Source organism: Ruminococcus gauvreauii (assembly GCF_025151995.1).
In the GTDB taxonomy this organism is placed as follows: Bacteria; Bacillota; Clostridia; order Lachnospirales; family Lachnospiraceae; genus Ruminococcus_G; species Ruminococcus_G gauvreauii.
In genome coordinates this window covers 3,221,279-3,246,393 of record NZ_CP102290.1, presented here as the reverse complement: position 1 = coordinate 3,246,393, position 25,115 = coordinate 3,221,279, and the positions used below count along the sequence as shown (strand labels likewise).

Annotated in this window: 17 protein-coding genes and 3 rRNA genes; 1 reads left to right on the top strand and 19 read right to left on the bottom strand. The window is 46.6% G+C overall.

Annotated elements, in window-relative coordinates:
• Positions 1–91 precede the first annotated feature (91 nt).
• The 6 genes from NQ502_RS15395 to NQ502_RS15370 form a co-directional block, all read right to left on the bottom strand.
• Positions 92–1,087 carry an ABC transporter permease gene (locus NQ502_RS15395; protein ID WP_044983612.1) on the bottom strand — a complete coding sequence of 332 codons (996 nt, stop codon included), beginning with the start codon at positions 1,085–1,087 and terminating at the stop codon, positions 92–94.
• The gene (locus NQ502_RS15390; protein ID WP_028530142.1) at positions 1,087–2,586 is read right to left on the bottom strand and encodes a sugar ABC transporter ATP-binding protein; all 1,500 of its coding nucleotides are present in this window, start codon (positions 2,584–2,586) and stop codon (positions 1,087–1,089) included. The genes NQ502_RS15395 and NQ502_RS15390 overlap by 1 nt, the downstream gene beginning before the upstream one ends.
• Before the next feature lie 175 nt (positions 2,587–2,761).
• The gene (locus NQ502_RS15385) at positions 2,762–3,829 is read right to left on the bottom strand and encodes a sugar ABC transporter substrate-binding protein (RefSeq protein WP_028530141.1); all 1,068 of its coding nucleotides are present in this window, start codon (positions 3,827–3,829) and stop codon (positions 2,762–2,764) included.
• Positions 3,830–4,104: 275 nt separating this feature from the next.
• Positions 4,105–4,953: an AraC family transcriptional regulator gene (locus NQ502_RS15380; protein ID WP_028530140.1), complete on the bottom strand. Its 849-nt coding sequence runs from the start codon at positions 4,951–4,953 to the stop codon at positions 4,105–4,107.
• A 106-nt stretch (positions 4,954–5,059) separates the two neighbouring features.
• Positions 5,060–5,620: a GNAT family N-acetyltransferase gene (locus tag NQ502_RS15375; RefSeq protein WP_083963514.1), complete on the bottom strand. Its 561-nt coding sequence runs from the start codon at positions 5,618–5,620 to the stop codon at positions 5,060–5,062.
• Between the two features lie 226 nt (positions 5,621–5,846).
• Positions 5,847–6,338, bottom strand: a complete 492-nt coding sequence (locus NQ502_RS15370; protein WP_028530139.1) for a nucleotidyltransferase domain-containing protein — start codon at positions 6,336–6,338, stop codon at positions 5,847–5,849.
• Between the two features lie 459 nt (positions 6,339–6,797).
• On the opposite strand from NQ502_RS15370, the gene NQ502_RS15365 reads away from it, so the two are divergent.
• Positions 6,798–7,031 carry a helix-turn-helix transcriptional regulator gene (locus tag NQ502_RS15365; RefSeq protein ID WP_341349442.1) on the top strand — a complete coding sequence of 78 codons (234 nt, stop codon included), beginning with the start codon at positions 6,798–6,800 and terminating at the stop codon, positions 7,029–7,031.
• Positions 7,032–7,414: 383 nt separating this feature from the next.
• Here NQ502_RS15365 and NQ502_RS15360 read toward each other — a convergent pair whose 3' ends face one another.
• The 13 genes from NQ502_RS15360 to NQ502_RS15300 all read right to left on the bottom strand — a co-directional run bounded on the left by NQ502_RS15360 (position 7,415) and on the right by NQ502_RS15300 (position 25,104).
• Complete coding sequence (locus tag NQ502_RS15360; RefSeq protein ID WP_260046569.1) at positions 7,415–7,678, bottom strand: SdpI family protein; 264 nt, start codon at positions 7,676–7,678, stop codon at positions 7,415–7,417.
• An 86-nt stretch (positions 7,679–7,764) separates the two neighbouring features.
• Positions 7,765–7,929, bottom strand: a complete 165-nt coding sequence (locus tag NQ502_RS15355; protein WP_156887915.1) for a hypothetical protein — start codon at positions 7,927–7,929, stop codon at positions 7,765–7,767.
• Between the two features lie 128 nt (positions 7,930–8,057).
• A 23S ribosomal RNA gene (locus tag NQ502_RS15350) occupies positions 8,058–10,949 on the bottom strand.
• A 509-nt stretch (positions 10,950–11,458) separates the two neighbouring features.
• Positions 11,459–11,576 (bottom strand): 5S ribosomal RNA (gene rrf, locus NQ502_RS15345).
• A gap of 351 nt (positions 11,577–11,927) precedes the next feature.
• A 16S ribosomal RNA gene (locus tag NQ502_RS15340) occupies positions 11,928–13,461 on the bottom strand.
• Together the 16S, 23S and 5S rRNA genes form the textbook arrangement of a ribosomal RNA operon.
• Positions 13,462–13,834: 373 nt before the next feature.
• The gene (locus NQ502_RS15335) at positions 13,835–14,917 is read right to left on the bottom strand and encodes an NlpC/P60 family protein (protein ID WP_028530312.1); all 1,083 of its coding nucleotides are present in this window, start codon (positions 14,915–14,917) and stop codon (positions 13,835–13,837) included.
• Positions 14,918–15,124: 207 nt separating this feature from the next.
• Positions 15,125–16,345: an NAD(P)/FAD-dependent oxidoreductase gene (locus NQ502_RS15330; protein ID WP_028530311.1), complete on the bottom strand. Its 1,221-nt coding sequence runs from the start codon at positions 16,343–16,345 to the stop codon at positions 15,125–15,127.
• Positions 16,342–16,794: a 4Fe-4S dicluster domain-containing protein gene (locus tag NQ502_RS15325; RefSeq protein WP_028530310.1), complete on the bottom strand. Its 453-nt coding sequence runs from the start codon at positions 16,792–16,794 to the stop codon at positions 16,342–16,344. Before NQ502_RS15325 ends, NQ502_RS15330 begins: the two co-directional genes overlap by 4 nt.
• 12 nt (positions 16,795–16,806) lie before the next feature.
• Complete coding sequence (cooS, locus tag NQ502_RS15320) at positions 16,807–18,690, bottom strand: anaerobic carbon-monoxide dehydrogenase catalytic subunit (protein WP_028530309.1); 1,884 nt, start codon at positions 18,688–18,690, stop codon at positions 16,807–16,809.
• 107 nt (positions 18,691–18,797) lie between these two features.
• Positions 18,798–20,159, bottom strand: a complete 1,362-nt coding sequence (gene radA, locus NQ502_RS15315) for a DNA repair protein RadA (protein ID WP_028530308.1) — start codon at positions 20,157–20,159, stop codon at positions 18,798–18,800.
• 105 nt (positions 20,160–20,264) lie between these two features.
• Entirely contained in the window at positions 20,265–21,683 is a 1,419-nt protein-coding gene (gene ltrA, locus NQ502_RS15310; protein ID WP_260046563.1) for a group II intron reverse transcriptase/maturase, read from the bottom strand.
• Positions 21,684–22,139: 456 nt separating this feature from the next.
• Positions 22,140–22,553 carry a hypothetical protein gene (locus tag NQ502_RS15305; RefSeq protein ID WP_028529072.1) on the bottom strand — a complete coding sequence of 138 codons (414 nt, stop codon included), beginning with the start codon at positions 22,551–22,553 and terminating at the stop codon, positions 22,140–22,142.
• 97 nt (positions 22,554–22,650) lie between these two features.
• On the bottom strand, positions 22,651–25,104 hold the full coding sequence (locus tag NQ502_RS15300) for an ATP-dependent Clp protease ATP-binding subunit (protein WP_028529071.1): 2,454 nt from the start codon (positions 25,102–25,104) through the stop codon (positions 22,651–22,653).
• Between the last annotated feature and the right edge of the window lie 11 nt (positions 25,105–25,115).

Sequence of the window (25,115 nt, the reverse complement as noted above, 5' to 3'; positions counted from 1 at the left end):
CGTTATATCCGAAAAAAACAAAGGATTCCCAGGACACCAAATACCGGCGACCTGTGAACCCTTTTGTAAAAAAAATCTGAGTTATGTATATTTAATTTTTAGCTGCTGCCGCTGCCGCCGCCAGACGACGTGATCTTGCAGCCATTTGTTCACGCATAACATCGAGAAGTACCGCCAGTATAATAACAAGGCCCAGTACCATATTCTGGATGGCCGAATCGATGGAAAGCAGTGTAAATCCGTTACGAAGTGTTGAGATGATCAGCGCACCGATCATTGTTCCGATCATCGTACCTTTTCCGCCCATGAAAGATGCTCCGCCGAGTACACAGGAGGCAATGGCATCGGTATCGTATGGCTGGATGGCGTTCGTACCGTTACAGATACCGGAACGTCCAATGGAGACAATTCCTGCAAGTGCAGCCATAAAGCCAGAAAGCACATAGCAGGCTGTCAGCACATTTGCTGAGTTGATACCGGAGAGACGTGTGGCCTCCATATTCCCGCCGGCACAGTATACAGAACGCCCGAATGCAGTACGTGTCAAAACTATGTGCAGTACGATGTAAAGAATGACTACAACGATAAAGCTGACAGGGAATCCGCCAACCGTCGCAGATCCGAGAGCCATAACTCCCTTTGGGAATCCTCCGATCATCTGAGATCCCGTGACAAGGAGTGCTGCGCCCCAGAGAAAGTTTTTCATACCAAGTGTTGATACAAAAGGGTGCGGCAGATGCAGACGTGTCAGTAAAGTACCGTTGATAAGGCCGATCACGGTTCCTGCTGCAAGTCCTGCGATAATCAAAATTAAAGAGTTTGTAACTCCCTTCTGAACCAGCATACCCATAAGGCAGGCACAGAAGGTGGCATTTGCACCGACTGAAAGGTCAATACCCGCTGTGATCAGACAGAATAACATACCAATCGCCAGCAACGCATTAAACGGTGTCTGTTTCAAAATTGACATAAAGTTAGAATAACTTACAAACTTATCACTCGCAATGGCCAGAATCACACACAAGATAAGGAATGCGGCTATAATGCCGACCATTGATCCCAAACCACCAGATTTTTTTGCTTTCATCAGATCTTACCTCCCCAAGCCGCTTTCATCAGGCTTTCTTGATTAAAGTTATCTGTATCACGTTCAACTTCACCCATAATTTTCCCGCCGCGCATAACGATCACGCGATCGCTCATGCCCAGGATTTCCGGAAGTTCCGATGATACCATGATTACACATTTACCTTCTTTCACAAGACGGTTCATGACGTTATACACTTCGATTTTCGCACCAACATCGATACCACGGGTCGGTTCATCAAAAATGAAAATGTCTGCATCCGTATTAACCCACTTACCGATGACAACTTTCTGCTGGTTACCGCCGGAAAGCTGACCGACAATCTCGTCCGGGGAAGGGGTTTTAATACGCAGAGAATCAATATTTTTCTGGCTGGATTCCTCAATCTTTTTCTTGTTAAGGAACAGGCCGGAGGTAAAACCTTTCAGGTTAGCGAGAATCAGGTTATTTTTAATCGCTTCCTGCAGTACCAGTCCCTGTCCTTTACGATCCTCTGTCAGAAATGCAATACCCGCTTTGATTGCCTGTGACGGACTCTTAATTTTCACTTCTTTTCCGTGAACATATACCTGTCCGCCATCGATCGGGTCTGCACCGAAGATTGCCCGCATCGTCTCCGTACGGCCAGCACCGACAAGGCCGGCAAATCCCAGCACTTCACCATTGTACGCCTTGAAGCTTACATCATGTAAAATGCCGCCTTCTTCCAGATTCTTAACTTCCAGCGCAATATCGCCTTTCGTTCCGAATTCTTTCGGAAACAGATTATCCAGGGTACGTCCTACCATAGCAGCGATCAGAGAATCATTATCCCATGCCCCGATATCACGGGTATCAATATACTGTCCATCGCGGATAACCGTTACACGGTCACATAATTCAAACAACTCTTCCAGCTTATGTGATACGAAAACGATGCCGATGCCGCGTGCTCTCAGCTCGCGGCACGTTTTCATAAGCTGTGCTACTTCCTTTTCGCCGAGGGATGAGGTCGGCTCATCCATAATGATCATCTTGGCATCAATCAAAACTGCTTTTGCGATTTCAATCATCTGCTGAACACCCATACCAAACGTCCCTGCCGGTTTTTCCGGGTCAATATCCTGACCCAGGGAAGCCATAACTTCCTTCGCCTTTTTATGCATGGTCTTATAATCCAGCAAGCCGCCCGGACCTTTGATCCATTTGTTGATAAAAATATTATCTGTGATACTTAATAACTTCTCGATATTCAGCTCCTGGTAAACACAGGCAATGCCGGCTGCAGCAGATTCATTTGGATTTCGGAATGTCTTCTGGTCTCCATTTACATAAATCTCACCTTTATCCGGTTTGTGAACTCCGGTCAGTACTTTAATCAGTGTTGACTTTCCCGCACCATTCTCGCCAATCAGGCCGAGAATCTCTCCGGGCTTCACTGCAAGCTGCATTTCGTCGAGAGCTATTACACCCGGGAATGTTTTGGTACAGTCCCTTAACTCTACAACATATTCACTCATAGACATTTCACCTTTTCTCCGAGAGAATTTCCGATGGCTAAAGACACATCATTCATGATCCTGTTCTCGGTACAAAATCATTACAACCGAAAGAAAATACCCTTACCGCTATGAAATACATCAGGTCGCCGATAAGGGTATTTAACTTTTTATTCAGCTATCAGGCCTTAAACGACTACTCTCCAAGATATCCTTTCAGAGTATCCAGACGTTCCTGTGCATTGTCTTTTGTGACAACATCGCATCCAGAATCTGTAAATTCTTCAAGTTCTTCACCATTCAGAGCCTTTACTGCCTCTTCCACTGCCATGTATCCCATATTATACGCTTCCTGTGCTACAGACATGGTAAGTTCATCATTCAGAATTGCTTCACATGCAGTCTTATCGCCGTTGAATCCTAAAAAGATGGTATCTTTATATGCTTCATTTGCAGCTGCCGCACGTGCTGCCGCTACTGCCATGTCATCATTATTACAGCAGATAATCGCAACGCCTTCCGGATGGTTCTGCATGATCGCTTCCATACTGTTAACAGCCTTGTCTGCTACTGCATCAGCGTACTGTGTTTCATCTGCAAGATATGTACCGCCTGCTTCTTCGATACCTTTCTGGTAACCAGTCATACGTGCCGTTGCCGTAGAATCGCCCTGAACACCCGTGATACAGATTGCATTAACCTCTTCCCATCCTGCTGCTTTTGCTGCTTCAACGGCTGCTTTTCCACCCATTGCTGCGGCATTTTCATTACCGGTCCCAACAAATGTTCTGATTTCCGGAGCTTCAATCAATGTATCAAGCGCGATGACTGGTTTTTCTTCACCTGCAATCAACGTTGTAACCATATCAGCCTGAAGCGGTGAAATAACAAATGCATCATACGCGCCGGAGCTCAAATCTGTCTCGATCATATTCTGCTGTTCGTCAAATGCGGTCTCGGATGTAGGCCCCTTTACATCAACTGTTATGCCAGGATTCTCTGCCGCATAAGCATCGCATCCGGCTTTTACAAAGTTCCAGTACTCTGCAGATAATGTTTTCAGAATAACACTGATGTTATATTCTCCTGAAGCACTATCCCCCCCGGCGTCCTTAGCATCCGCATCTGCGCCATCAGTGCTGGCTGTCTCGCTGTCCGTGCTGGCCGGTTCACTCGTACTGCCGCTGTCACTGCCGCCGCCACAGGCCATTAAAGACATTGCCATCATCGCACCCATTACAACTGCCAAAACTCGTTTCTTCATTTCTTTTACCTCCCTTTGGTTATCCGGGACACGGTCATCGTCATTTTTAACAATTACCCGCTTTATTTCCCCGAATTTATGTAAACATTTTACCATCTGGGTTTCTGCCATTTAATAAGAAATCTTATCATGTGCATGTGATTTTTTACTGTTTCATTGCTTTTTTCCTTGAAAATACGCGTTTCACCTGTGTGCAGGTGCACACTGCAATTGCAAAAAACTGCCCTGCATATACCAAAACGGTATCCAATGCAGGGCAGCTCTTAAGTTGATCACTACCATTTATATTTTCGAAAATTAATCGGTGATATGCCGATTCGCTGTGTAAAAGAATTGCAGAAATTAGATTCACTGTGGTACCCTACTTCATATGCAATTTCCTTGATTTGCATGTCCGTAGTTTTAAGCAGATGTTTCGCCTTGTTAATCCGAACAAGAATAATATATTCATAGGGGGAATAACTTGTTTCTTTCTTGAATATTCTGGAAAAGTGGCTGGCACTTAAGCCCACATGATTGGCTACAATATCGAGTGTCAGGCCTTCCTTTATATTTTCACGAATATACTCTTTTGCCTTGTTTATAACGTTGCCGCTCGCTTCAGGCTCATGATCTTCCGCCTCGGAAAACAACAGTATGCACAGACATTCATATATATTTCTGGAATTTTCCTCTTCTTTTATAGTCAAATCGTTCTGATAACAAGATATGATGGATGACATGCTTTTATAGATTTGTTCCGCCGAACTTCCCCGAAATACAATTCCTTTTTTCTTATCCCTATACTGCAGATAGAATTCTCTGGTGTTGGAACCGTCAAAATGAATCCAGGAAAATGCCACGAATCCTTTGGCATAATATGTATGATGGACGTGACAATTAAAGAATGCCGCCTGGCCTTCCTGAATCAGATAGGTGCTTCCCTCCGCAGAAACTGCCAGCACCCCTCTTGTAACATACAGCAGCATATAGTTTCCGTAATTTTCGCGCTCTATCCGATATCCATATTCGCAAAAATATATACCACAGTCGGTAACATAATATAAAAGCTTCTCCGCCATCTCCGAAATATCAGGATGAAACGCTTCTGATCCGCTGATGATCCCTTTGCCCTGTACGAGCATGCTGACAACTCCTTTATTTTTTCAGGTTTCCCTGAAAAACAATAATATGGTGGAAATATACCATATTATGTCAACATACTCCATACAAAATCCTATCATCTTTATGCTAATTTATGTCATTTTCTTGCTGAATCTTACTATAAAAAACATTTGAGCTCTCATACGTTATAGAAAATAACAGCCACCATATCGTTTTCTCGCGCTTATATTCGGCAAAATCACAGCGCTGCAGAATACACTGCGAGGCAAAGCCGTCAAGATCAGTTTCTGCTATGATGTGGGTTACGCTTTTTTGTTCCATCGCCCACTCGCACAAAACTTGTACCGCTTCCGTCATGTAGCCGTTGTGCTCAAACTCTTTCCCCAGCCCGTAACCAATCTCGACCTCCTGTTTCGTACCTGAAACATCCTTAAAAACGACAGAGCCAACGACAATCCGATCGGTTTTGCGAATAAGGAACCAAAAGGTATACCATAAATAGTCATCCGGATTTTTTTCTGCCATTTTTAGTTGTCCTTTTATTATTTCGCAAAAGAGCCCCTCCAGCGGTTCCGCCTGATAAGAACATCTCAACTGTTTCTCAAGCAGCAGACTGTCCTCAATCCATAATCTCAATTGCCCCGGGAGTAACGGCTTCAGTTCAAGTCGTTTTGTCTCCAATGTCATTTATTTAACCCCAGCTTTCTTTCTGACAATCCACATTACCGTTTCCTTCGTCAGTTACAACGCAGATACTTTTTAAACCTTCATCATAAAGTGTAAAAAGTATTCCTCTGTCTAAATATTTGTCATCAATTTGTTATCAGTAAAATGTTACCACTCTTTATTCTACCACCATCAATTCTGCTTTATCACCTCTTAATCAACAAACCGGAATTTGTAATGCCATTCATTATTTTGATATACTTTCAAGAATTGATATATCGTGCTTGTCTTTATCTCTTAGTTGATAACCTGAATGAAAAATTTTTTGTCCTTTTAAAGAAATACATGGAATTGTCTTTCCCTCAAAAACAGCATTGCCAAAATAGTCTTTTTCAAACTCATACCAACCACCGTCTAAATCAGCTTGTTTTGAAGTGCCGTCTTCATTCAAAACAAATGGGTGAATATCTAAATAACCATATTTATCACTATACAACTCGATTCTAACAGGTTTCCAATCCATATCTACTTGATATCCATATTCCAAAAGTATATTTAATAATTTTTCTATATGTTGAGCGTCAAAATTTATATCAATATCTCTATGAACTCTTGTTTGTTTACCTGCCAATATATCAACGCCCCAACCACCGTCAATCCAATATATTATTCCTGCATTTTCCAATAGTGCGATGACACTCAACAAATCTTCTTTTGTTGTGGCTTCTTTTCTACCCATGCAATTTCTCCTTTACAAATTCAAATTTGTCACAACTACATTATACTATTGTCCTTTTTTTTGTAAAGGAAAACCGCATATGATAACATCATTAACAACACCAATTATATCCCCCTGCATACTACAGGTAAGCGTATACGACACCCCATCCACCATAACCTCAATCATCATACCATCCTGTTCCATCATACAAAACATATCAAACGCCAACCGCTCCATGTTCTTTACCATCGGAGCCTGTACATTCATACGTTTTTGGTACTTATCTGCCTGCTTCTGCGCTTTCTCCGCTTCTCGACGGGGTTACTCTAAATCCCTCCGTAATGAATAAATTTCTTCATCAATCCGTGTCAACTGTTCCCGAAGAGTTTCATTGATTTCCTCAATAGCAGCATTTTCTTCCTGCTACTCCGCTACTTCCTTTGCCTGCTCCCTTTTCTCAAAATCACTGACAGACAAATGCTTGGTTTCAGTGATACACAGACAGATGTCCGCATTGCCCAATATGAAAAGGGCAGCCGCAGTCCGAAAGAAAAATATCTGAACGCATTAGCTGAAATTTTTGAGGTATCCCCTCATGCACTGGCTGTTCCCGACATAGACAGCTATGTCGGACTTATGCACACGCTTTTTGCCATAGAAGACCTTTTCTATGTTCGATATGTTTCAGGCATGGCAGAAGCAGGCTGCTAAACTAGATGTCGGCGAGATAACCAAGGAGGAGTGTGACGAGTGGCGTTATACCTATCCTCAAAAAGAAGCAGCGGAATTAAAATAAGAAAGCCAGAAAACAAGAAAATGATGAGTAACCAAAAACTTCATTCCGTCGATGTAAAATAGGTCTTGCCAAATTGATATCACTCAATTCAGCAAGACCTTTTCCGTTGGTTTAAATATCTTTTACTGCTGCTTTAAGTTGTTCCAAACGTTTAACAGATGTGCTAATAAGAATAAATAAGCCAGGCTGAAAATTTATTTTCGATGTCCGGTTTTTGTGAAGTCTTTATTTGATCGAATCTCTGTAGGAATGATCGTAAGCGCCATAATGGCAATTTGAGTAAAAACCCAATAGGTAACTAATGTCTCAAAATTTGAGTAATTTCTACTATATATATTAAAATTACAAAAGTAGCAATCATGAGTACTCTGCCAATAACAAAGCACATCTTTCCCCAATATTTATGTGCATAGGACCAGGTGTCTTGATTTATCCTTGCCATAGCAGTGCGGTAACCAGAAATCCCCTGTATATCTTTCGGCGGTTTTTTGCTCCATCTCCCGCCTAATAAAGTCATAGACATTGGAACTAACAATGAACATATAAATAGAAATACAAACATCTGCATACCTCCCTGTTTACAAAAAGAATAGCATCTGACCGCTGATCTGACAAGCTGTTTTATGTTTGACTTTCCCTAAGCTGCTTTCAATCAAAAAAAGCAATAGCTAACATCTGTTTCCAGACTTTGCTATTGCCTTTATTCTTTAGGTTTTGATATACCTTCAAAACCGCATACACTATTACATCCATCCACGCTTCTACCGTCTTCTTTCGGATCATTCGATTTCGCTTTGCTTCTCTTCCTTCCATTCTTTCCTGTCTCATCCTGTTGTCTTTGGAAGTTCGATTCCCGCTTCGCATGCGTATCGCTACACCTGCATTGGAAGTTCGATTTCCGCTTCGCTCCTATCGAACGACCTTCGCACGCTTCGCGTGCTCAGGTCAAACCCTCGACCGATTAGTAGCAGTCAGCTCCATACATTGCTGCACTTCCACCTCTGCCCTATCTACCTCGTCGTCTTCAAGGGGTCTTACTACTTACGTATGGGATATCTCATCTTGAGGGGGGCTTCACGCTTAGATGCCTTCAGCGTTTATCCCTTCCCGACTTGGCTACCCGGCCATGCTCCTGGCGGAACAACCGGTACACCAGTGGTCAGTCCAACCCGGTCCTCTCGTACTAAGGTCAGCTCCTCTCAAATATCCTACGCCCACGCCGGATAGGGACCGAACTGTCTCACGACGTTCTGAACCCAGCTCGCGTACCGCTTTAATGGGCGAACAGCCCAACCCTTGGGACCTACTACAGCCCCAGGATGCGATGAGCCGACATCGAGGTGCCAAACCACTCCGTCGATGTGAACTCTTGGGAGTGATAAGCCTGTTATCCCCAGGGTAGCTTTTATCCGTTGAGCGATGGCATTCCCACTTAAAACCACCGGATCACTAAGTCCTACTTTCGTACCTGCTCCACCCGTCGGTGTCGCAGTCAAGCTCCCTTCTGCCTTTGCACTCTGCGAATGGTTTCCAACCATTCTGAGGGAACCTTTGAGCGCCTCCGATACCCTTTCGGAGGCGACCGCCCCAGTCAAACTCCCCACCTGACATTGTCCCACAGCCGGGTCACGGCTGCTGGTTAGAAATCCAATACTGCAAGGGTGGTATCCCAACAGCGACTCCACACCAACTGGCGTTAGTGTTTCCTCGTCTCCCACCTATCCTGTACATGCAATACCGAATCCCAGTATCAAGCTGGAGTAAAGCTCCATGGGGTCTTTCCGTCCTGGCGCAGGTAACCAGCATCTTCACTGGTACTTCAATTTCACCGGATGCATTGTCGAGACAGTGCTCAAATCATTACGCCTTTCGTGCGGGTCGGAACTTACCCGACAAGGAATTTCGCTACCTTAGGACCGTTATAGTTACGGCCGCCGTTTACTGGGGCTTAAATTCAAAGCTTCGCCTTGCGGCTAACCTCTCCTCTTAACCTTCCAGCACCGGGCAGGCGTCAGCCCATATACCTCACCTTTCGGTTTTGCATAGACCTGTGTTTTTGCTAAACAGTTGCTTGAGCCTATTCTCTGCGGCCTCCTTACAGAGGCACCCCTTCTCCCGAAGTTACGGGGTCATTTTGCCGAGTTCCTTAACAATGCTTCTTCCGTCGGCCTTAGGATTCTCTCCTCATCCACCTGTGTCGGTTTACGGTACGGGTACAAGATAAACAATAGCGGCTTTTCTTGATACATGGCTCATGCACTTCCCTACTATACTTCGGTCCGCATCACGCCTTCGGATTGTAAAGCGGATTTGCCTGCCTTACTCCTACCTCGCTTGCCCCTGGATTCCATTCCAGGGATGCACTTTCCACATATGTCCCCACAGTTCTGTTACCTTGCAGTACAGGAATCTCAACCTGTTGTCCATCGACTACGGCTTTCGCCCTCGCCTTAGGCCCCGACTTACCCAGAGCAGATCAGCTTTACTCTGGAAACCTTGGATATTCGGCCGAGAGGATTCTCACCTCTCTCTCGCTACTCATTCCGGCATTCTCTCTTCAAGACGCTCCACGGCTCCTTACGGTACCGCTTCTTCGTGTCTTCAATGCTCCTCTACCGATGGTATTGCTACCATCCCACGGCTTCGGTGTTGTGTTTCAGCCCCGGACATTTTCGGCGCAGGACCTCTCGACTAGTGAGCTATTACGCACTCTTTGAATGTATGGCTGCTTCTGAGCCAACATCCTAGTTGTCTTCGAAATCCCACATCCTTTTCCACTTAACACACACTTTGGGACCTTAGCCGGTGGTCTGGGCTCTTTCCCTTTTGACTATCCAACTTATCTCGTATAGTCTGACTCCCATGAATCATCTTACTGGCATTCGGAGTTTGATATTCTTCGGTAAGCTTTGACGCCCCCTAGGAAATTCAGTGCTCTACCTCCAAAAGACTCTCATGAGGCTAGCCCTAAAGCTATTTCGAGGAGAACCAGCTATCTCCGGGTTCGATTGGAATTTCTCCCCTATCCACACCTCATCGCCACCCTTTTCAACGGATGTGCGTTCGGTCCTCCATTGCCTTTTACGGCAACTTCAACCTGGACATGGATAGATCACCCGGTTTCGGGTCTACTCTGACTGACTACGGCGCCCTATTAAGACTTGGTTTCCCTTCGGCTCCGCACCTTGAGTGCTTAACCTTGCCAGCCAGCGTAACTCGCCGGACCGTTCTACAAAAAGTACGCGGTTCCACATATAAAGTGGTTCCACAGTTTGTAAACACAGGGTTTCAGGTTCTCTTTCACTCCCCTCCCGGGGTCCTTTTCACCTTTCCTTCACAGTACTATGCGCTATCGGTCACTAAGGAGTATTTAGCCTTGGGGGGTGGTCCCCCCGACTTCCCGCAAGGTTTCTCGTGTCTCGCGGTACTTTGGATCCTGCTCGCTCTCGCCTGCTTTCGTATACGGGGCTTTCACCCTCTTTGGCTGGCTTTCCCAAAACCATTCTACTAGCATTGAAGTCACTTTTTGCAGTCCGTAACCCCAGCATGCACGCATGCTGGTTTAGGCTCCTTCCATTTCGCTCGCCGCTACTTTGGAAATCGATGTTTCTTTCTTTTCCTCCGGGTACTTAGATGTTTCAGTTCCCCGGGTTCCCCTCCATACGTTATGAATTGGCGTATGGATACATACCGTTTGGGTATGCAGGTTTCCCCATTCAGAGATCTCCGGATCTAAGGATATTTGCTCCTCCCCGAAGCTTTTCGCAGCTTATCACGTCTTTCATCGGCTCTTAGTGCCAAGGCATCCACCCTGCGCTCTTTCTTGTTTGACCTTCCTGCTCCAATAGCGTTTGGAACAGTCGGTATTACGATGCATTCGCATCGAGCGTTTCGTTTCATTGCGTTTACAATGTTTGATTCACCACAAGCATCTCTGCCCATGGTTCCTCGGATGTCTTTTCCTATCTCTAACGTTAATCGTTATCAATATAGATATTTTCGTATATGCGGTTTTCAAGGTACATACGCGAAACACTTCCCAGATGGGAGCACAGGAAAGAAGGTTTGTGCGGCCAGGCTCGCCTGTCCGTGCAAAGATTATTTCATGTATTGGCATGTAATGCCGCGGCTGAGGGATCTATGATCCCGATGTCCGCTCACATCGTCCGCCTTCGTCTCGCCGGCTGTTTTATCAGCCATCAGAAACAACAAACTCCTTTGTTCTCTCTGATCACTGGTAAAACCAGTTATGTAGAACAGCACTTCCCTGCTGTTGTAGGTTGGCACACTTCTATGGGTGCCTGTTCTATCTCAAAAAGCGTTTCCCACACTTTTTAAAGGGTTCTGGCAGCCACCTACTCTCCCACACCGTCACCAGTGCAGTACCATCGGCCGCTTAAGTCTTAACCATCGTGTTCGGGATGGGTACGGGTGTTTCCCCTAAGCGCATCGCCACCAGAAGCATTGAACACTTAGCGAGGTCCTTTCGAGCTTAGTGTGAAAGCTGTTCTGCGTTTAGCAGAACCTCCCCGGCCAACAGGATGACTCCCCTGCCTCTTGCTCTTTTTCCTCACCAGTGCGTTATCTTCGGAAGTTCGCACTAAACTCATGCTTCCCTTCGGTCGCATTCCTTAAGTGCTCTACTTAAGATAACTCAACAGTAAAACACATCTCTTCACCATGGTCACTAACCTCATGCTTCGCTTCCGCTCGCATTCGCTAAGTGTCCAGGTGGGCTTTCGCACTAGATTCGACCTTCGCCTTACGGCTCGCCCTCTTCAAATGCTCAATGCCTACTTCTTCTTCCTTAGAAAGGAGGTGATCCAGCCGCACCTTCCGATACGGCTACCTTGTTACGACTTCACCCCAGTTATCGGCTCCACCTTCGACTGCTCCCTCCTTTCGGTTGGGTCACAGGCTTCGGGCATATCCGACTCCCATGGTGTGACGGGCGGTGTGTACAAGACCCGGGAACGTATTCACCGCGACATTCTGATTCGCGATTACTAGCGATTCCAGCTTCATGTAGTCGAGTTGCAGACTACAATCCGAACTGAGACGTTATTTTTGGGATTTGCTTCACCTCACGGCTTCGCCTCCCTTTGTTTACGCCATTGTAGCACGTGTGTAGCCCAAATCATAAGGGGCATGATGATTTGACGTCATCCCCACCTTCCTCCAGGTTATCCCTGGCAGTCTCCCTAGAGTGCCCAACTTCACTTGCTGGCTACTAAGGATAAGGGTTGCGCTCGTTGCGGGACTTAACCCAACATCTCACGACACGAGCTGACGACAACCATGCACCACCTGTCTCTCCTGCCCCGAAGGGAAGGCCCCGTTACGGACCGGTCAGAAGGATGTCAAGACTTGGTAAGGTTCTTCGCGTTGCTTCGAATTAAACCACATGCTCCACCGCTTGTGCGGGTCCCCGTCAATTCCTTTGAGTTTCATTCTTGCGAACGTACTCCCCAGGTGGTATACTTATTGCGTTTGCTGCGGCACCGAAGGGCTTTGCCCCCCGACACCTAGTATACATCGTTTACGGCGTGGACTACCAGGGTATCTAATCCTGTTTGCTCCCCACGCTTTCGAGCCTCAACGTCAGTGATCGTCCAGTAAGCCGCCTTCGCCACTGGTGTTCCTCCTAATATCTACGCATTTCACCGCTACACTAGGAATTCCACTTACCTCTCCGACACTCCAGCTTAATAGTTTCCAATGCAGTCCAGGGGTTGAGCCCCCGCCTTTCACATCAGACTTACTATGCCGTCTACGCTCCCTTTACACCCAGTAAATCCGGATAACGCTTGCCCCCTACGTATTACCGCGGCTGCTGGCACGTAGTTAGCCGGGGCTTCTTAGTCAGGTACCGTCATTTTCTTCCCTGCTGATAGAGCTTTACATACCGAAATACTTCTTCGCTCACGCGGCGTCGCTGCATCAGGGTTTCCCCCATTGTGCAATATTCCCCACTGCTGCCTCCCGTAGGAGTTTGGGCCGTGTCTCAGTCCCAATGTGGCCGGTCACCCTCTCAGGTCGGCTACTGATCGCGGGCTTGGTGGGCCGTTACCCCGCCAACTACCTAATCAGACGCGGGTCCATCGTATACCACCGAAGTTTTTCACACCGAGTCATGCGACTCTGTGCGCTTATGCGGTATTAGCAGTCATTTCTAACTGTTATCCCCCTGTATACGGCAGGTTACCCACGCGTTACTCACCCGTCCGCCACTCAGTCACATAATACTTCCTTCCGAAGATGTCCGTTTTATGTGCTTCGTTCGACTTGCATGTGTTAAGCACGCCGCCAGCGTTCATCCTGAGCCAGGATCAAACTCTCAAATTAAGTGTTCGTTCCAGTTCAAGATAACTCTTGGCTATCTTATCCCTTTTACTGTTGGTTTTGACTTTTCGTCAATGAAATGAAAATCTTGTTTAGAATTTTCAAGGATGTGTTTTACTGTTCAGTTATCAAAGTTCATTGTTTGCTGTGCTTGTCTGTATCAGCGACAGCTATATTAGAATAGCACGGGTCCCCCCATAAGTCAACAATTTTTTCAAACTTTTTTAATTTTCGAAAATTTATCAACAATTTAATTATTTAAACACAATTCAAACTTGTAAATGCTTCAAAGAGATTTCCAGTGATTTTGCCGGATAAGCACAAATACCACGGACCGGCAAGGACCGTTAAAGCCCCTGTCAATCCGCGGTATTTATTATGATGCATAGCTGCTCATCCGGACAAACTTTGCATCAAGTAAATCACTTTCATTCAATGGACGCTTTACAACGCCGCAGTTACACGCCGTACCTGTTTCATGCTGATTACATTCAAGCTTTGCTGTACACACCGCCGGACCCCCGCATTCCGAGGCAACTACCATATCATTTCCGAGGTACAACAGAATATGCTGATACTTCCCATTGCCATAAACGCAGCAGATAGCATCACCCGGTCTGAGCTCTTCTCTGCTGATCTCCTGTCCATAGGAAGCAAACTTGTCTGCGCTCAGATCCGCCCCAAAATCATAGCCATTTTGGGTATAGGCGTACATCAGAAGTCCGGAGCAGTCCACACCGCCGTCTTCCGGCCCGTTGCCCCCCCAGATATACTGTCCCCCGAGCAAAGAGAGCGCACTCTGACATACCGGTTCGTCATACACGGTCACACTGCACCGCTCAACTTTCTGCCCAACGCGTGCAGTGATCACCGCCGTTCCCTCTGCATGTGCAGTCACTTTCCCTTTAGACACTGTTGCTACAGCAGGGTCGGAGCTCTTCCAGCCGATAAGCTTGGAGTCTGTCGTATCAGCCGGACTGCAGGTGACATACAGATTCGCAGTGCTGTCTTTTAGCAGTACCAGCTCTGTTTTCGAGAGACTAATAGAATTTATGGGATTCTTCTTGCTAGATTTAACGGATACATCTTTTTTCCCCGTTTTATCAACCCAGGCATTCCCCGCCCAGGTTGCTGCAAGCATCCTCCCGTCAGATCCCACATAGTATTCATCCACCCAGGTATTGGTCTTCATGCTGCCGTCATTATCTTTTCCAAAATAATACCAGCCTCCGTCTATCTGCTGCCAGCCTGATACACGATATCCTTCACCATTAAAATAGTACCATTTATCTTCAACCTCTCTCCACTCGTTTTCAGGCCATGTGCTGTTCTCGTTTTGATACCACCATCCTGCATCATTCTGCTGCCAGCCTGCACCCTGCACTGGAATCCATGCAGTCACTGCCGCAGTAAAACTCAGCATTAAAGTCAGCATCACGGTTCTTGCTCGTTTTCCCATGCATCATTCTCCTTTTCTTTTGCGTCTATCATCTCACGATTTCCAGGAAAACGCAAGGCTAATGCCTGCTCTTTCTGCCAATCGTCAAAAGCATACATCAACTGACAAAAGAGCAAAAACGTCTGCCCATGCAGTCGTATTTGCTCTTTTATTTTATAAGTATGATGCTGGGGTCAAAAGGTCTTTTGACCCCAACTGATGCCTACGTCAGGATCCATAAATGTATTGTCCGTCTTCCAGCACACCATAGAAATCCGCAAAATCAAGCTGGAAGACATCTTTCCCTTCCGGAAGCAGAACCTCATTTTTAATTAAATACTGGTACACGCCAGAATAGTCAATATTTCCCTGCAGCAAAATACTTTTCAGTCTGCGGTCACGGATAATGGCTTTCTTATACCCTTTACTGTCCTCACAGACCAGAACCTCGTCGCCGTCCTCAGCGATACCATTGCCGACAGACAGCGTAACCAGCCCGAAGAAGTTCATCGTATTTTTCATCGCATACCGATCCACATAATAAGTCGTCCGTCCACACATATTATACGCCGCTGTCTGTCCCTGTTTCATGGCATTTGGCCAGATACCGGAAAGACCTGCCACATCACCGGCTGCATAAATATCGCTGCACGAGGTTCTCAGACATCCATCGACTGTGACCGCTCTTTCTGCCTGAATTCCACTGCCTTCCAGAAATCCGACTGCCGCGCGGACGCCTGCCGCCACAATTACCAGATCACAGCCTATTTCCGTTCCATCATCCAGCAGCACACTGGTAATACGGCCGCTTCCATCCATCTTTGTCTCTGATGCCTTTCTGCCCAGAATAAAACGGCATCCTGCCGACTCAAACAACTCCCGATAAGCATTTCCGGCAGTCTCATCCAGCTGGAGCGGCAAAATCCGCTCTGCCATCTCTACCACAGTTACCTTCTTCCCCTGCTCTAAAAATGCATAGGCTGCGTCCATTCCCACAAGCCCGGAACCAACGATCAGGATTTCTTTTGCTCCTCTGGCGCAATTGTCAATCTCCTGCGCATCTCTTAAATCCCTGAGCCCAAAAACATTCGAAGCATTGCGGAAGTCTCCGACCGGCGGAATAAAACTCTTTGCCCCCGTCGCAATCAGCAGGCGGTCATAGGATACCCGGCCGCCGCTGCCGAGATAAAGCGTCTTGCATTCCGGTACAATTTTCTCCACACTGCATCCCCTGACCCACGTAATATCTCTGCTCTCAAAAAAATCCGGGTCTGTAAAGTTCAGCGTGTCTTCGTCACGTTCATGACTCAGATACTTATGCAGCATGCATCTGGAATGTACATGATCATCCTCCGAGATTACGACGATCTCCGCATCCGCTTCACATTCACGTATTGTCCTGGCCGCTGTCATTCCTGCGGCCCCTGCGCCGATTATTACATGTCTCATTCTTCCACCTCCCTGACAAAGATCGCCTGTGTCGGGCAGGCATTTACACAACTGGGTTCCTCCCCATGCTCTGTGCAAAAATCACATTTCAATATCCTTGATCTCGTTTTCGTATCCGGTTTCAGAACTCCATATGGACAGTTCATAACACACATAAAGCATGAGCCACACCTTTGTTCATCATATTGTACATGGCCGCTCTTAGGATCTTTAGAAAGCGCTCCGCTCATACATGACATTACGCATTCGGGCTGATCACAGTGCCGGCAGAAGATCGGTTTATATTTGCCGGTCTCCTCCATCACGATATGATTGCGGGATTCATTTTCCACATCGGTGAGTTTCAGGTCATAAACGGTTCCTGAGTCTTTTCGATGTGCCTGCATACATGCTGTCGTACAATTCAGGCATCCGTCGCACTTATCCGCATCAATAAAAATCCTTCTCATAACCGTCCCCTCCTAGATGTTCAGGGCAGCACGTCTCTCCTGAATGATCCCGTCCAGGATGTCTGCACTCTGTGCCGCATCAGAATTGATGATCACCTGTCCGCCGGTCAGCTGCTTCATATCCTCTGTCAAAACTTTCACCGCCACTTCACTTCCTGTAACAAACGGAGGCAGCCCCAGATGGAGCGGCAGACCGAGGGCAAGACCGAATGAACCATCTGCCAGTGCCTGCTCTTCCAGCCACTGCGGTGCTGATAGTACGAGCGGAAGCTGCGGAAGATCCACACCAAGTTCGGCAGCGATCTCAGTCGCAACGATCTCAAGGCGCCCTATTGCCAGACATGGACCAAAATTGAGAACCGGCGGAATCCCGAGTTTCTTACAGACTGCTTTCAGCTTCGGTCCTGCAAGTTCGGCTGCTTCCGGTGTCATCAGGCCACAGTTTTCGATCCCTCCCGATGAACATCCTGCAGTCAGGACGATAATATCTTTGGCAATCAATTCTTTCGTGAGTTCCACACTCAGTACATCGTGACCGCCAGCTGTCAGATTCGAGCATCCCACAACGCCTGCGATCCCTTTAATATCTCCAGATACAATCAGATCAATCAGCGGTTTCCAGGTTCCTCCCAGAAATCCTTTCAGTGAACCTTCACTGACGCCGGTGAGTGAATGATCATTCCCATGATCTTTCATCAAATCAAGCTTCACGTCCGCACGACGCTCTTTATAGGCATCTACAATCTTATCAATGATCGTATCACTCAAGCTTTTCCTGTTTTCGAAATCAAACGGTATGTATTCTGCATTTGCCTTTTTCGCCACGTCATCCAGACAGATCTGTTTGATTTTCAGTTCTTCGCAAATCGGCTCTATGCCTGGAAGTGTACAGTTAAATTCAGACAGTACCGCGTCGATCGCTCCCGTTGCCAGTACCGCTTCGCTTGTATAATTATTTCCTGCATGACCGTCGAACACTTCTGTGTAATGGCTCCCGCGAAGCTGCAGATCCTGACCTACACAGGTACATCCGACCAGCTTGAATCCTTTCGCACCGACAGCCTGCGCTTTTGCGATGGCTTCTTTACTCGTCAGGCGTTCCTGAAGGTCCACAAACATGGTATGCTGATGGCCCGTGATCATAATATTGATATATTCCGGATCGATGACACGCAGTCCGACCGGCGCCATACGCAGTTCCGGTTCTCCAAGCAATACATCGTTCAGAAGATTTGTCAGGGTGAGTCCGTAGATACCTGTGGATATCCCGAGTTTCAGACAGTCAACCAGCATATCAACCGGATCAGAATTCAAGTTAGTAGAAGTCTTTACCACACCGTGGAACACCTCAGATTTCGCTCCGCCAGGCATGATGCCAAGCTCCTTCCATCGCTCAACGCGCGGTTTATATGCAACCTTTTCAACAAGTTCCATTTTCTCATATTCCGGTTTATAGAGATCCGCCAGAACAGCATCCGCAACTGCCTGTGCCCTCTCATAATTGTCATCCGCCGTTATCCCGAACAGTTCACAGAGCCGGTTCAGTGCATGTAAGCCCTTTAATTCACCCTTTGCCTGTGCCGTCTTTTTCAAATTCAATGCTGTATTTTCAATCACATGGATATAACACCCCGATCCCGCTGCGACAGCTCTTAAGAAATTCCTTGTCACGATCGTATCGGCATTTGCCCCGCAGATTCCCCGCGGTGATTTTGGCGTGATGCGGCACGGGCCGTTGGAACACAGACGGCAGCAGACGCCCTGAAGCCCAAAATTACATTTCGTTTTCTGTGTATCCACACGGTGATGAGAGGTTTCCATTGGCAAACTGCGGATAAATTCCTCTAACGGTTTATCTGCACTTTTACACGTATTACATCCAAAGCACTGATTCATTTTCATTCCTCCTGTTTCTTAACAATTTTTGTCCACTTTCAATCTAAAAAATAACTGTTGATTTACTGATAGTTGTATTTTACCATTCTTAACCTTTTTAGTCAAGTTTATTTTATGGCAGATATTGCATCTTTTATATTATCCACAAAGATCAAACGGATCCCCGTCACCTCTTTCACTGCGGACCTGCATACTTTGGGCAGGATCACCGTCTCGAATCCTAGTTTTTTCGCCTCCTGAACACGCTGAAGCGCCATGCTGACTGCCCGTACTTCCCCGCTCAGCCCTACTTCGCCAAAAGCAACTACGCTTTCCGGAATCACAATATCACGGTAACTCGAAGCAATCGCGAGGAGAATGCCCAGGTCGATCGCCGGTTCTGTCATCTTGATTCCTCCGGCTATATTGACGTATGCATCACTGTCAGAGAGGTTCATGCCGCCCCGTTTTTCCAGAACGGCCATCAAAAGATTCACGCGGTTAAAATCCGTTCCCGCCGCCGTCCTTCTTGGTATTCCGAAATTACTCCTGCAAACCAGCGCCTGGACCTCGATCAGTATCGGTCTGGTCCCCTCCATGGAACATGCCACAACTGACCCCGATGCTCCCTTTGGTTTACCGTTCAGCATAAACTCCGAAGGATTTTTTACCTCTGCGAGACCCGTCTGACACATCTCAAATACTCCGATTTCATTCGTCGAGCCAAAACGGTTCTTCACACTGCGCAGGATACGGTAGGAAGCATGACGATCACCTTCGAAATACAGGACGGTATCTACCATGTGTTCCAGCACCCGCGGTCCTGCCACATTTCCGTCCTTCGTCACATGTCCGACGATAAATACAGAAACACCCATACCTTTCGCAATCTGCATCAGCGCGGCCGTCGATTCGCGAACCTGTGAAACACTGCCGGGAGCTGAACTCACCTCCTCATCGTACATAGTCTGTATGGAATCAATGATCAGGACATCCGGTTTCTGCTGTTCCACGGCGCTCCTGATGTCTGCCAGGTTTGTCTCACACAGCAGCAGCATATATTCATTAAAACTGCCGATTCTCTGCGCGCGCAGTTTAATCTGTGCAAGAGACTCCTCACCCGAGATATACAATACTTTCTTTTCCTGTTCTGCAATCTTCCTGCATACCTGAAGAAGCAGTGTGGATTTGCCGATTCCCGGGTCTCCGCCCACCAGAGTCATCGAACCCTGTACGATTCCTCCTCCGAGAACCCGGTCCAGCTCTCCGATATTCGTATGAAGACGTTCCTCTGTCTCCGTCTGAATCCGTGACAGCTGTACCGGTTCCACATGATTCTTTCTGCCAGCCGCTTTTTTTGACGTCCGTTCTGCCACCGGTTCTTCCACCAGTGTATTCCATTCTCTGCATCCGGGGCACTGTCCCATCCATTTTGCGGATTCATATCCACAATTCTGGCAGAAAAATATAGTCTTTCTCGCTTTCGCCATACCCTTTCCTCTCCGTTTCCATATCAATCGGGTAGGAGGTAGATAATTATTTTATCTACCGACCTCCCACACCACCGTACATACCGTTCAGTATACGGCGGTTCTTTAGTTTTCACATATTTTCAAATAGAACTCTGTGAATGTTGGATAACCTAATTCACAGAGTTTCTTATTGTTAAAAGCAGTCTGAAGCACGAAATATCCACTACAATACCAATTTCTATTTCGCATGTTGGCACATATCCATGCCTTTTCCTTTTCTACTCCTAACTTTTTGAGTTCTTTAAACTTTGTTTTGACTTTCTTCCACTGTTTCCAATAGATTGCCCTTATTCTATGGCGTAACCACTCATCATTACTCTGTAATAGACTTTTCATATCAGCCATTCCAAAGTAGTTTACCCATCCTCTAATAAACTGTGTCAATTTTAATGCTCGATATTCATTTCCCCATCCATTGCTTCTGTCAGTAAGTTCTCTGATTTTATTCTTCATCTTCGTTACTGATTTAGAATGTACTCGAAATCTGCATTTTCCCTTGTATCTATAGAAACTATAGCCAAGGTACTTGACTCTACTGATGTGTGCCACGCCAGTTTTGGTGCGATTTACTTTAAGGAATAGTTTTCCCTCGATATATGGCACTATATTGTCTAAGGTTCTTTCTGCACTTTTTCTGCTTTTACAAAAAATCATACAGTCATCTGCGTATCGGACAAATCTATGTCCTCTGCTTGTTAGTTCCTTATCCAGTTCATTCAGCATTATATTACTTAGGATCGGGCTTAATGGTCCCCCTTGTGGCATACCGACCTCTGTCTTTTCAAATATCCCTCCACTAATAACTCCAGCATTGAGATATTTGTGAATGAGCGATATTACATGTCCATCCTTGATGGTTCGTGATAGTACTTCAATTAGTTTGCTCTGACATACTGTGTCAAAGAACTTCTCTAAATCCATATCTACCACGTATACATATCCATCATTGACATTTGTCTGGCATTGTTTCAGTGCATCGTGTGCACCTCTGTTTGGACGAAACCCAAAACTGTTCTTCGAAAACTGTTTCTCATAAATCGGCGATAGCACCTGTGTGATTGCCTGTTGAAACACTCTATCTACCACTGTAGGCACTCCCAGTTTTCTGAACTCGCCTTTTGTTTCTTTGGGTATTTCTACCCTACGGACTGGGTTGGGCTTATATTTCCCATCCTTTATCTGTTGGGTTAGTTGCTCTTGGTTATCTCTTAGAAAGCCTAGAAGTTCATCCACGCTCATTCCGTCAACACCGCCTGCCCCTTTGTTTGATTTTACTTTCTTATAAGCCTTGTTTAGGTTATCCCTGTGTAAAATCTGTTCCATTAGATTGTCCGTCTGAAAATCTGTGATGTTGTTGTTGTTTTCAGCAATCCTCTGATGGGCGGACACTTCTGCATACTCTTTCTGTTCCGCAGATACCCTTTGCAGATAGTCCTCTATATGAAGTTGTCTGTCCTTAAATCCATCATTGGTTACATTCATTTACTCACATCTCCTAAAGTTCAGTCCTTCCCACTATGTTTGCAACCATAGTAGTACTATGACCTCTGCTGACTTCTCGCCATTCGTTGTTACTACAGACTTCATACTCTGTTTTCGTCTGCTGACGAGACCTCCCTAGGTACCACACGTTTCTTTCTCTCCATCCATCTGCCACATTTACCACAGTTAATTCCGAGTAGTTATTGGACTTTAGTTTGTAAGGCAACCTTATCCTTAACTGTAGCCTGATGTGATTTCTGTTCGTCAGACCGGAGATTTGCCTACACCTTCCTTCAGATTCCACCTCACGATGGACACCCTTGGTGTTCAGCTATATCCTTCCCACTACTAGGGCGGATTCGGGACTTTCACCCATTAGAAACGTGCGCCGCTAGGCGCACCTCCAAAAAGGGCTGTTGCATTCACAACAGCCCCGTAACCCTCTTAATTTATCAGTCATACTCTTTCAATTCTCACGGATACCCTGTCAACTTCTGCAAGATCCACGCTGAAGGAAAGCTTTCCGCCAAGATTCGTCTTTATCCGGTCGATTTCTTTGCCGTCCAGAATAATACCATATTCCGTATCAGCCTCCATCTCAACTGTGATCTGCGCGTCCTCCGCTCCTTCCACCAAAAACTCCATGCCGTTTTCCTGCAGCATCAGATTCGTCACTGTCGTTCCCGGAACTGACTCATATACGAATATCCCGTTTCTCTCCATTTTTGTGATTTCCGAAAAGGTTTTGACCTTATATACATCTCCATTACACTCAAAATCGGAAACCTTTGATTTCGTATCCAGTTCATAATTACCGAAACTGATCGTACCGTTTTCCTCTGCGCGAATTAATTCTTTAATTGTTGACATAATATGTCCTCCTGGAATCTAGTCTGTAGTGTCTTTTTACTGTATCTGATTGTTCTTTTTTATTCTTTTTCATTATATAATAAAAGGCCTGTTTATGCTAGTCAGTAACATAAAATTTAATTTCTTTTTTCTGTACGCCCACGCTTACCGTATCTCCGGCTTTCATGCGTCCGTTCAGTATCTCCTCCGCCATCGCGTCCTCTATTTTACTCTGAATCGCCCTCTTCAGCGGTCTGGCACCGTACTTGCTGTCAAATCCCTGTTCCGCAAGAAAATCTTTCACGGACGATCGGACTTTCAGTGTGATATTCATCTGCAGCTGGCATCTTTCCTGAAGATTTCTCAGAAGAATACTGACGATCTTCTTTATGTGCTCCCTGTTCAGCGCATGGAATACAATGATCTCATCGATCCGGTTCAAAAATTCCGGTTTAAACATCCGGCGCACTTCCTCCATAACGCCGCTCTTCATATACTCATAATCTTTTTTCTCATCATCACCGGATGTAAAACCGAGCTTCTTAGGTTCCATGATCGCCTGTGCTCCGGCATTTGACGTCATGATGATACAAGTCTGCTTGAAATCCACTTTACGTCCCTGAGCATCTGTAATATGCCCGTCGTCCAGGACCTGGAGCAGAATGTTGAAAACATCCGGATGAGCTTTCTCGATCTCGTCGAACAGAATCACGCTGTATGGGTTCCTTCGTACCTTTTCGCTCAACTGGCCGCCCTCCTCGTATCCGACGTATCCCGGCGGAGAGCCAATCAGTTTTGATACACTGTGTTTTTCCATATACTCAGACATATCGACCCGAATCATAGCCTGCTCGCTGCCAAATACCGCCTCCGCGAGCGCTTTGGAGAGCTCCGTCTTGCCCACACCGGTAGGACCGAGGAACAGAAATGACCCAATTGGCCTGTTTGGATCCTTCAGTCCTACTCTGCCTCTTTTAATAGCCTTGGCCACCGCAGATACTGCTTCCTCCTGTCCGATCACGCGTTTATGGAGAATTGACTCAAGCTTTGCGAGCCTTTTTGTCTCCTCCTCCTGCAGCTGCTGCACCGGAATCTTGGTCCATCCCGATACAATCTCCGCAACGGATTCTGCACAAACCTGCTGCGGTTTACTTTTCATATTCTTTCTGAAACGTCCTTCCGCTGACTTTTTCTTCTTCTCGAGCGCCGACTGTTCCTTCTGCAGCTCTTTTGCAAGCTCAAAATCCCCCTGCTTTACCGCCTCTTCTTTTTTCTGCTGTATTTCATCCAGCCGCCTGTCTGTGTCTGCATTCTTTTTCGGCGTCCCAAATCCAGCCAACTGTACCTTTGAGGCAGCTTCGTCTATGAGGTCTATCGCCTTATCCGGCAGGAACCGGTCATTAATATAGCGTACCGACATACTGACAGCCGCCTCCAGCGCCTCATCCGAGATTTCCACTCCGTGATGAGCTTCATAATATGGGCGAAGCCCCTTCAGAATCTCCAGTGCCTCCTCAGCAGTCGGTTCTTCAACCATGACCGGCTGGAATCTTCTTTCCAGAGCCGCGTCTTTTTCAATATATTTTCTGTATTCCTCTATCGTTGTAGCACCTATCATCTGTATCTCACCGCGTGACAGAGACGGTTTCAGAATGTTTGAAGCGTCCAGCGCACCCTCCGCACCGCCAGCACCGATAATCGTATGAAGTTCATCAATGAACAGCAGAATATCCCGGTTCCCGGCTACTTCTTTCACTACATTTTTTATACGCTCTTCAAACTCTCCACGATATTTCGATCCTGCTACCATCCCGGATAAATCCAGCACAACCACGCGCTTATTCAGCATCGCCTCCGGTACGTCCCCATCTACAACCCTCTGTGCAAGTCCTTCTGCAATCGCTGTCTTGCCCACTCCCGGCTCGCCGATCAGGCACGGGTTGTTTTTTGTCCGCCTGCTCAGGATCTGAATCACGCGGTCCATCTCGTGCTGACGTCCTACGACCGGGTCCAGTTCCCTGCGGCGTGCCATCTCTGTCAGATCCCTGCTGTACTGGTCCAATGTCGGCGTCACCGCCGCCTGACCTTCTCTGGAGGATTTTGCATTCGCCATCTCCTCCTTGATCTGTGCCGGGTTCTCTCCCATGGCGATCAATATCTCCATGTACAGTTTCTGAATGCTGATCCCCATAGTATGGAGCAGACGCGTGGCGACACATTCCGTTTCCTTTATCATCGCAATCAGAATGTGCTCTGTTCCGGTCTTATCCGCCTGAAAAGATACCGCCTCACGAGCGGCACCTTCCAGGACCTGTTCCGCTCGTTTTGAATATTCCACAGAGGAATCCAGCATCACATTGCCCGGCGTGGAGATAAACCGCTCAATATAGCCTCTCAGGTTCTTTTCCTCCACTCCCATATCAGCCAGCACCCTGCCGGCTGTTCCTTCTTTCTCCATCACCAATCCAAGCAGCAGGTGCTCTGTCCCGATATAATTCTGCTGACACTCACGTGATGCTTTGCGTGCACACTGCAGTGCGCTGCGCGCCTGTTCCGTATACTGTTCTCTCATGTAAGCCCTCC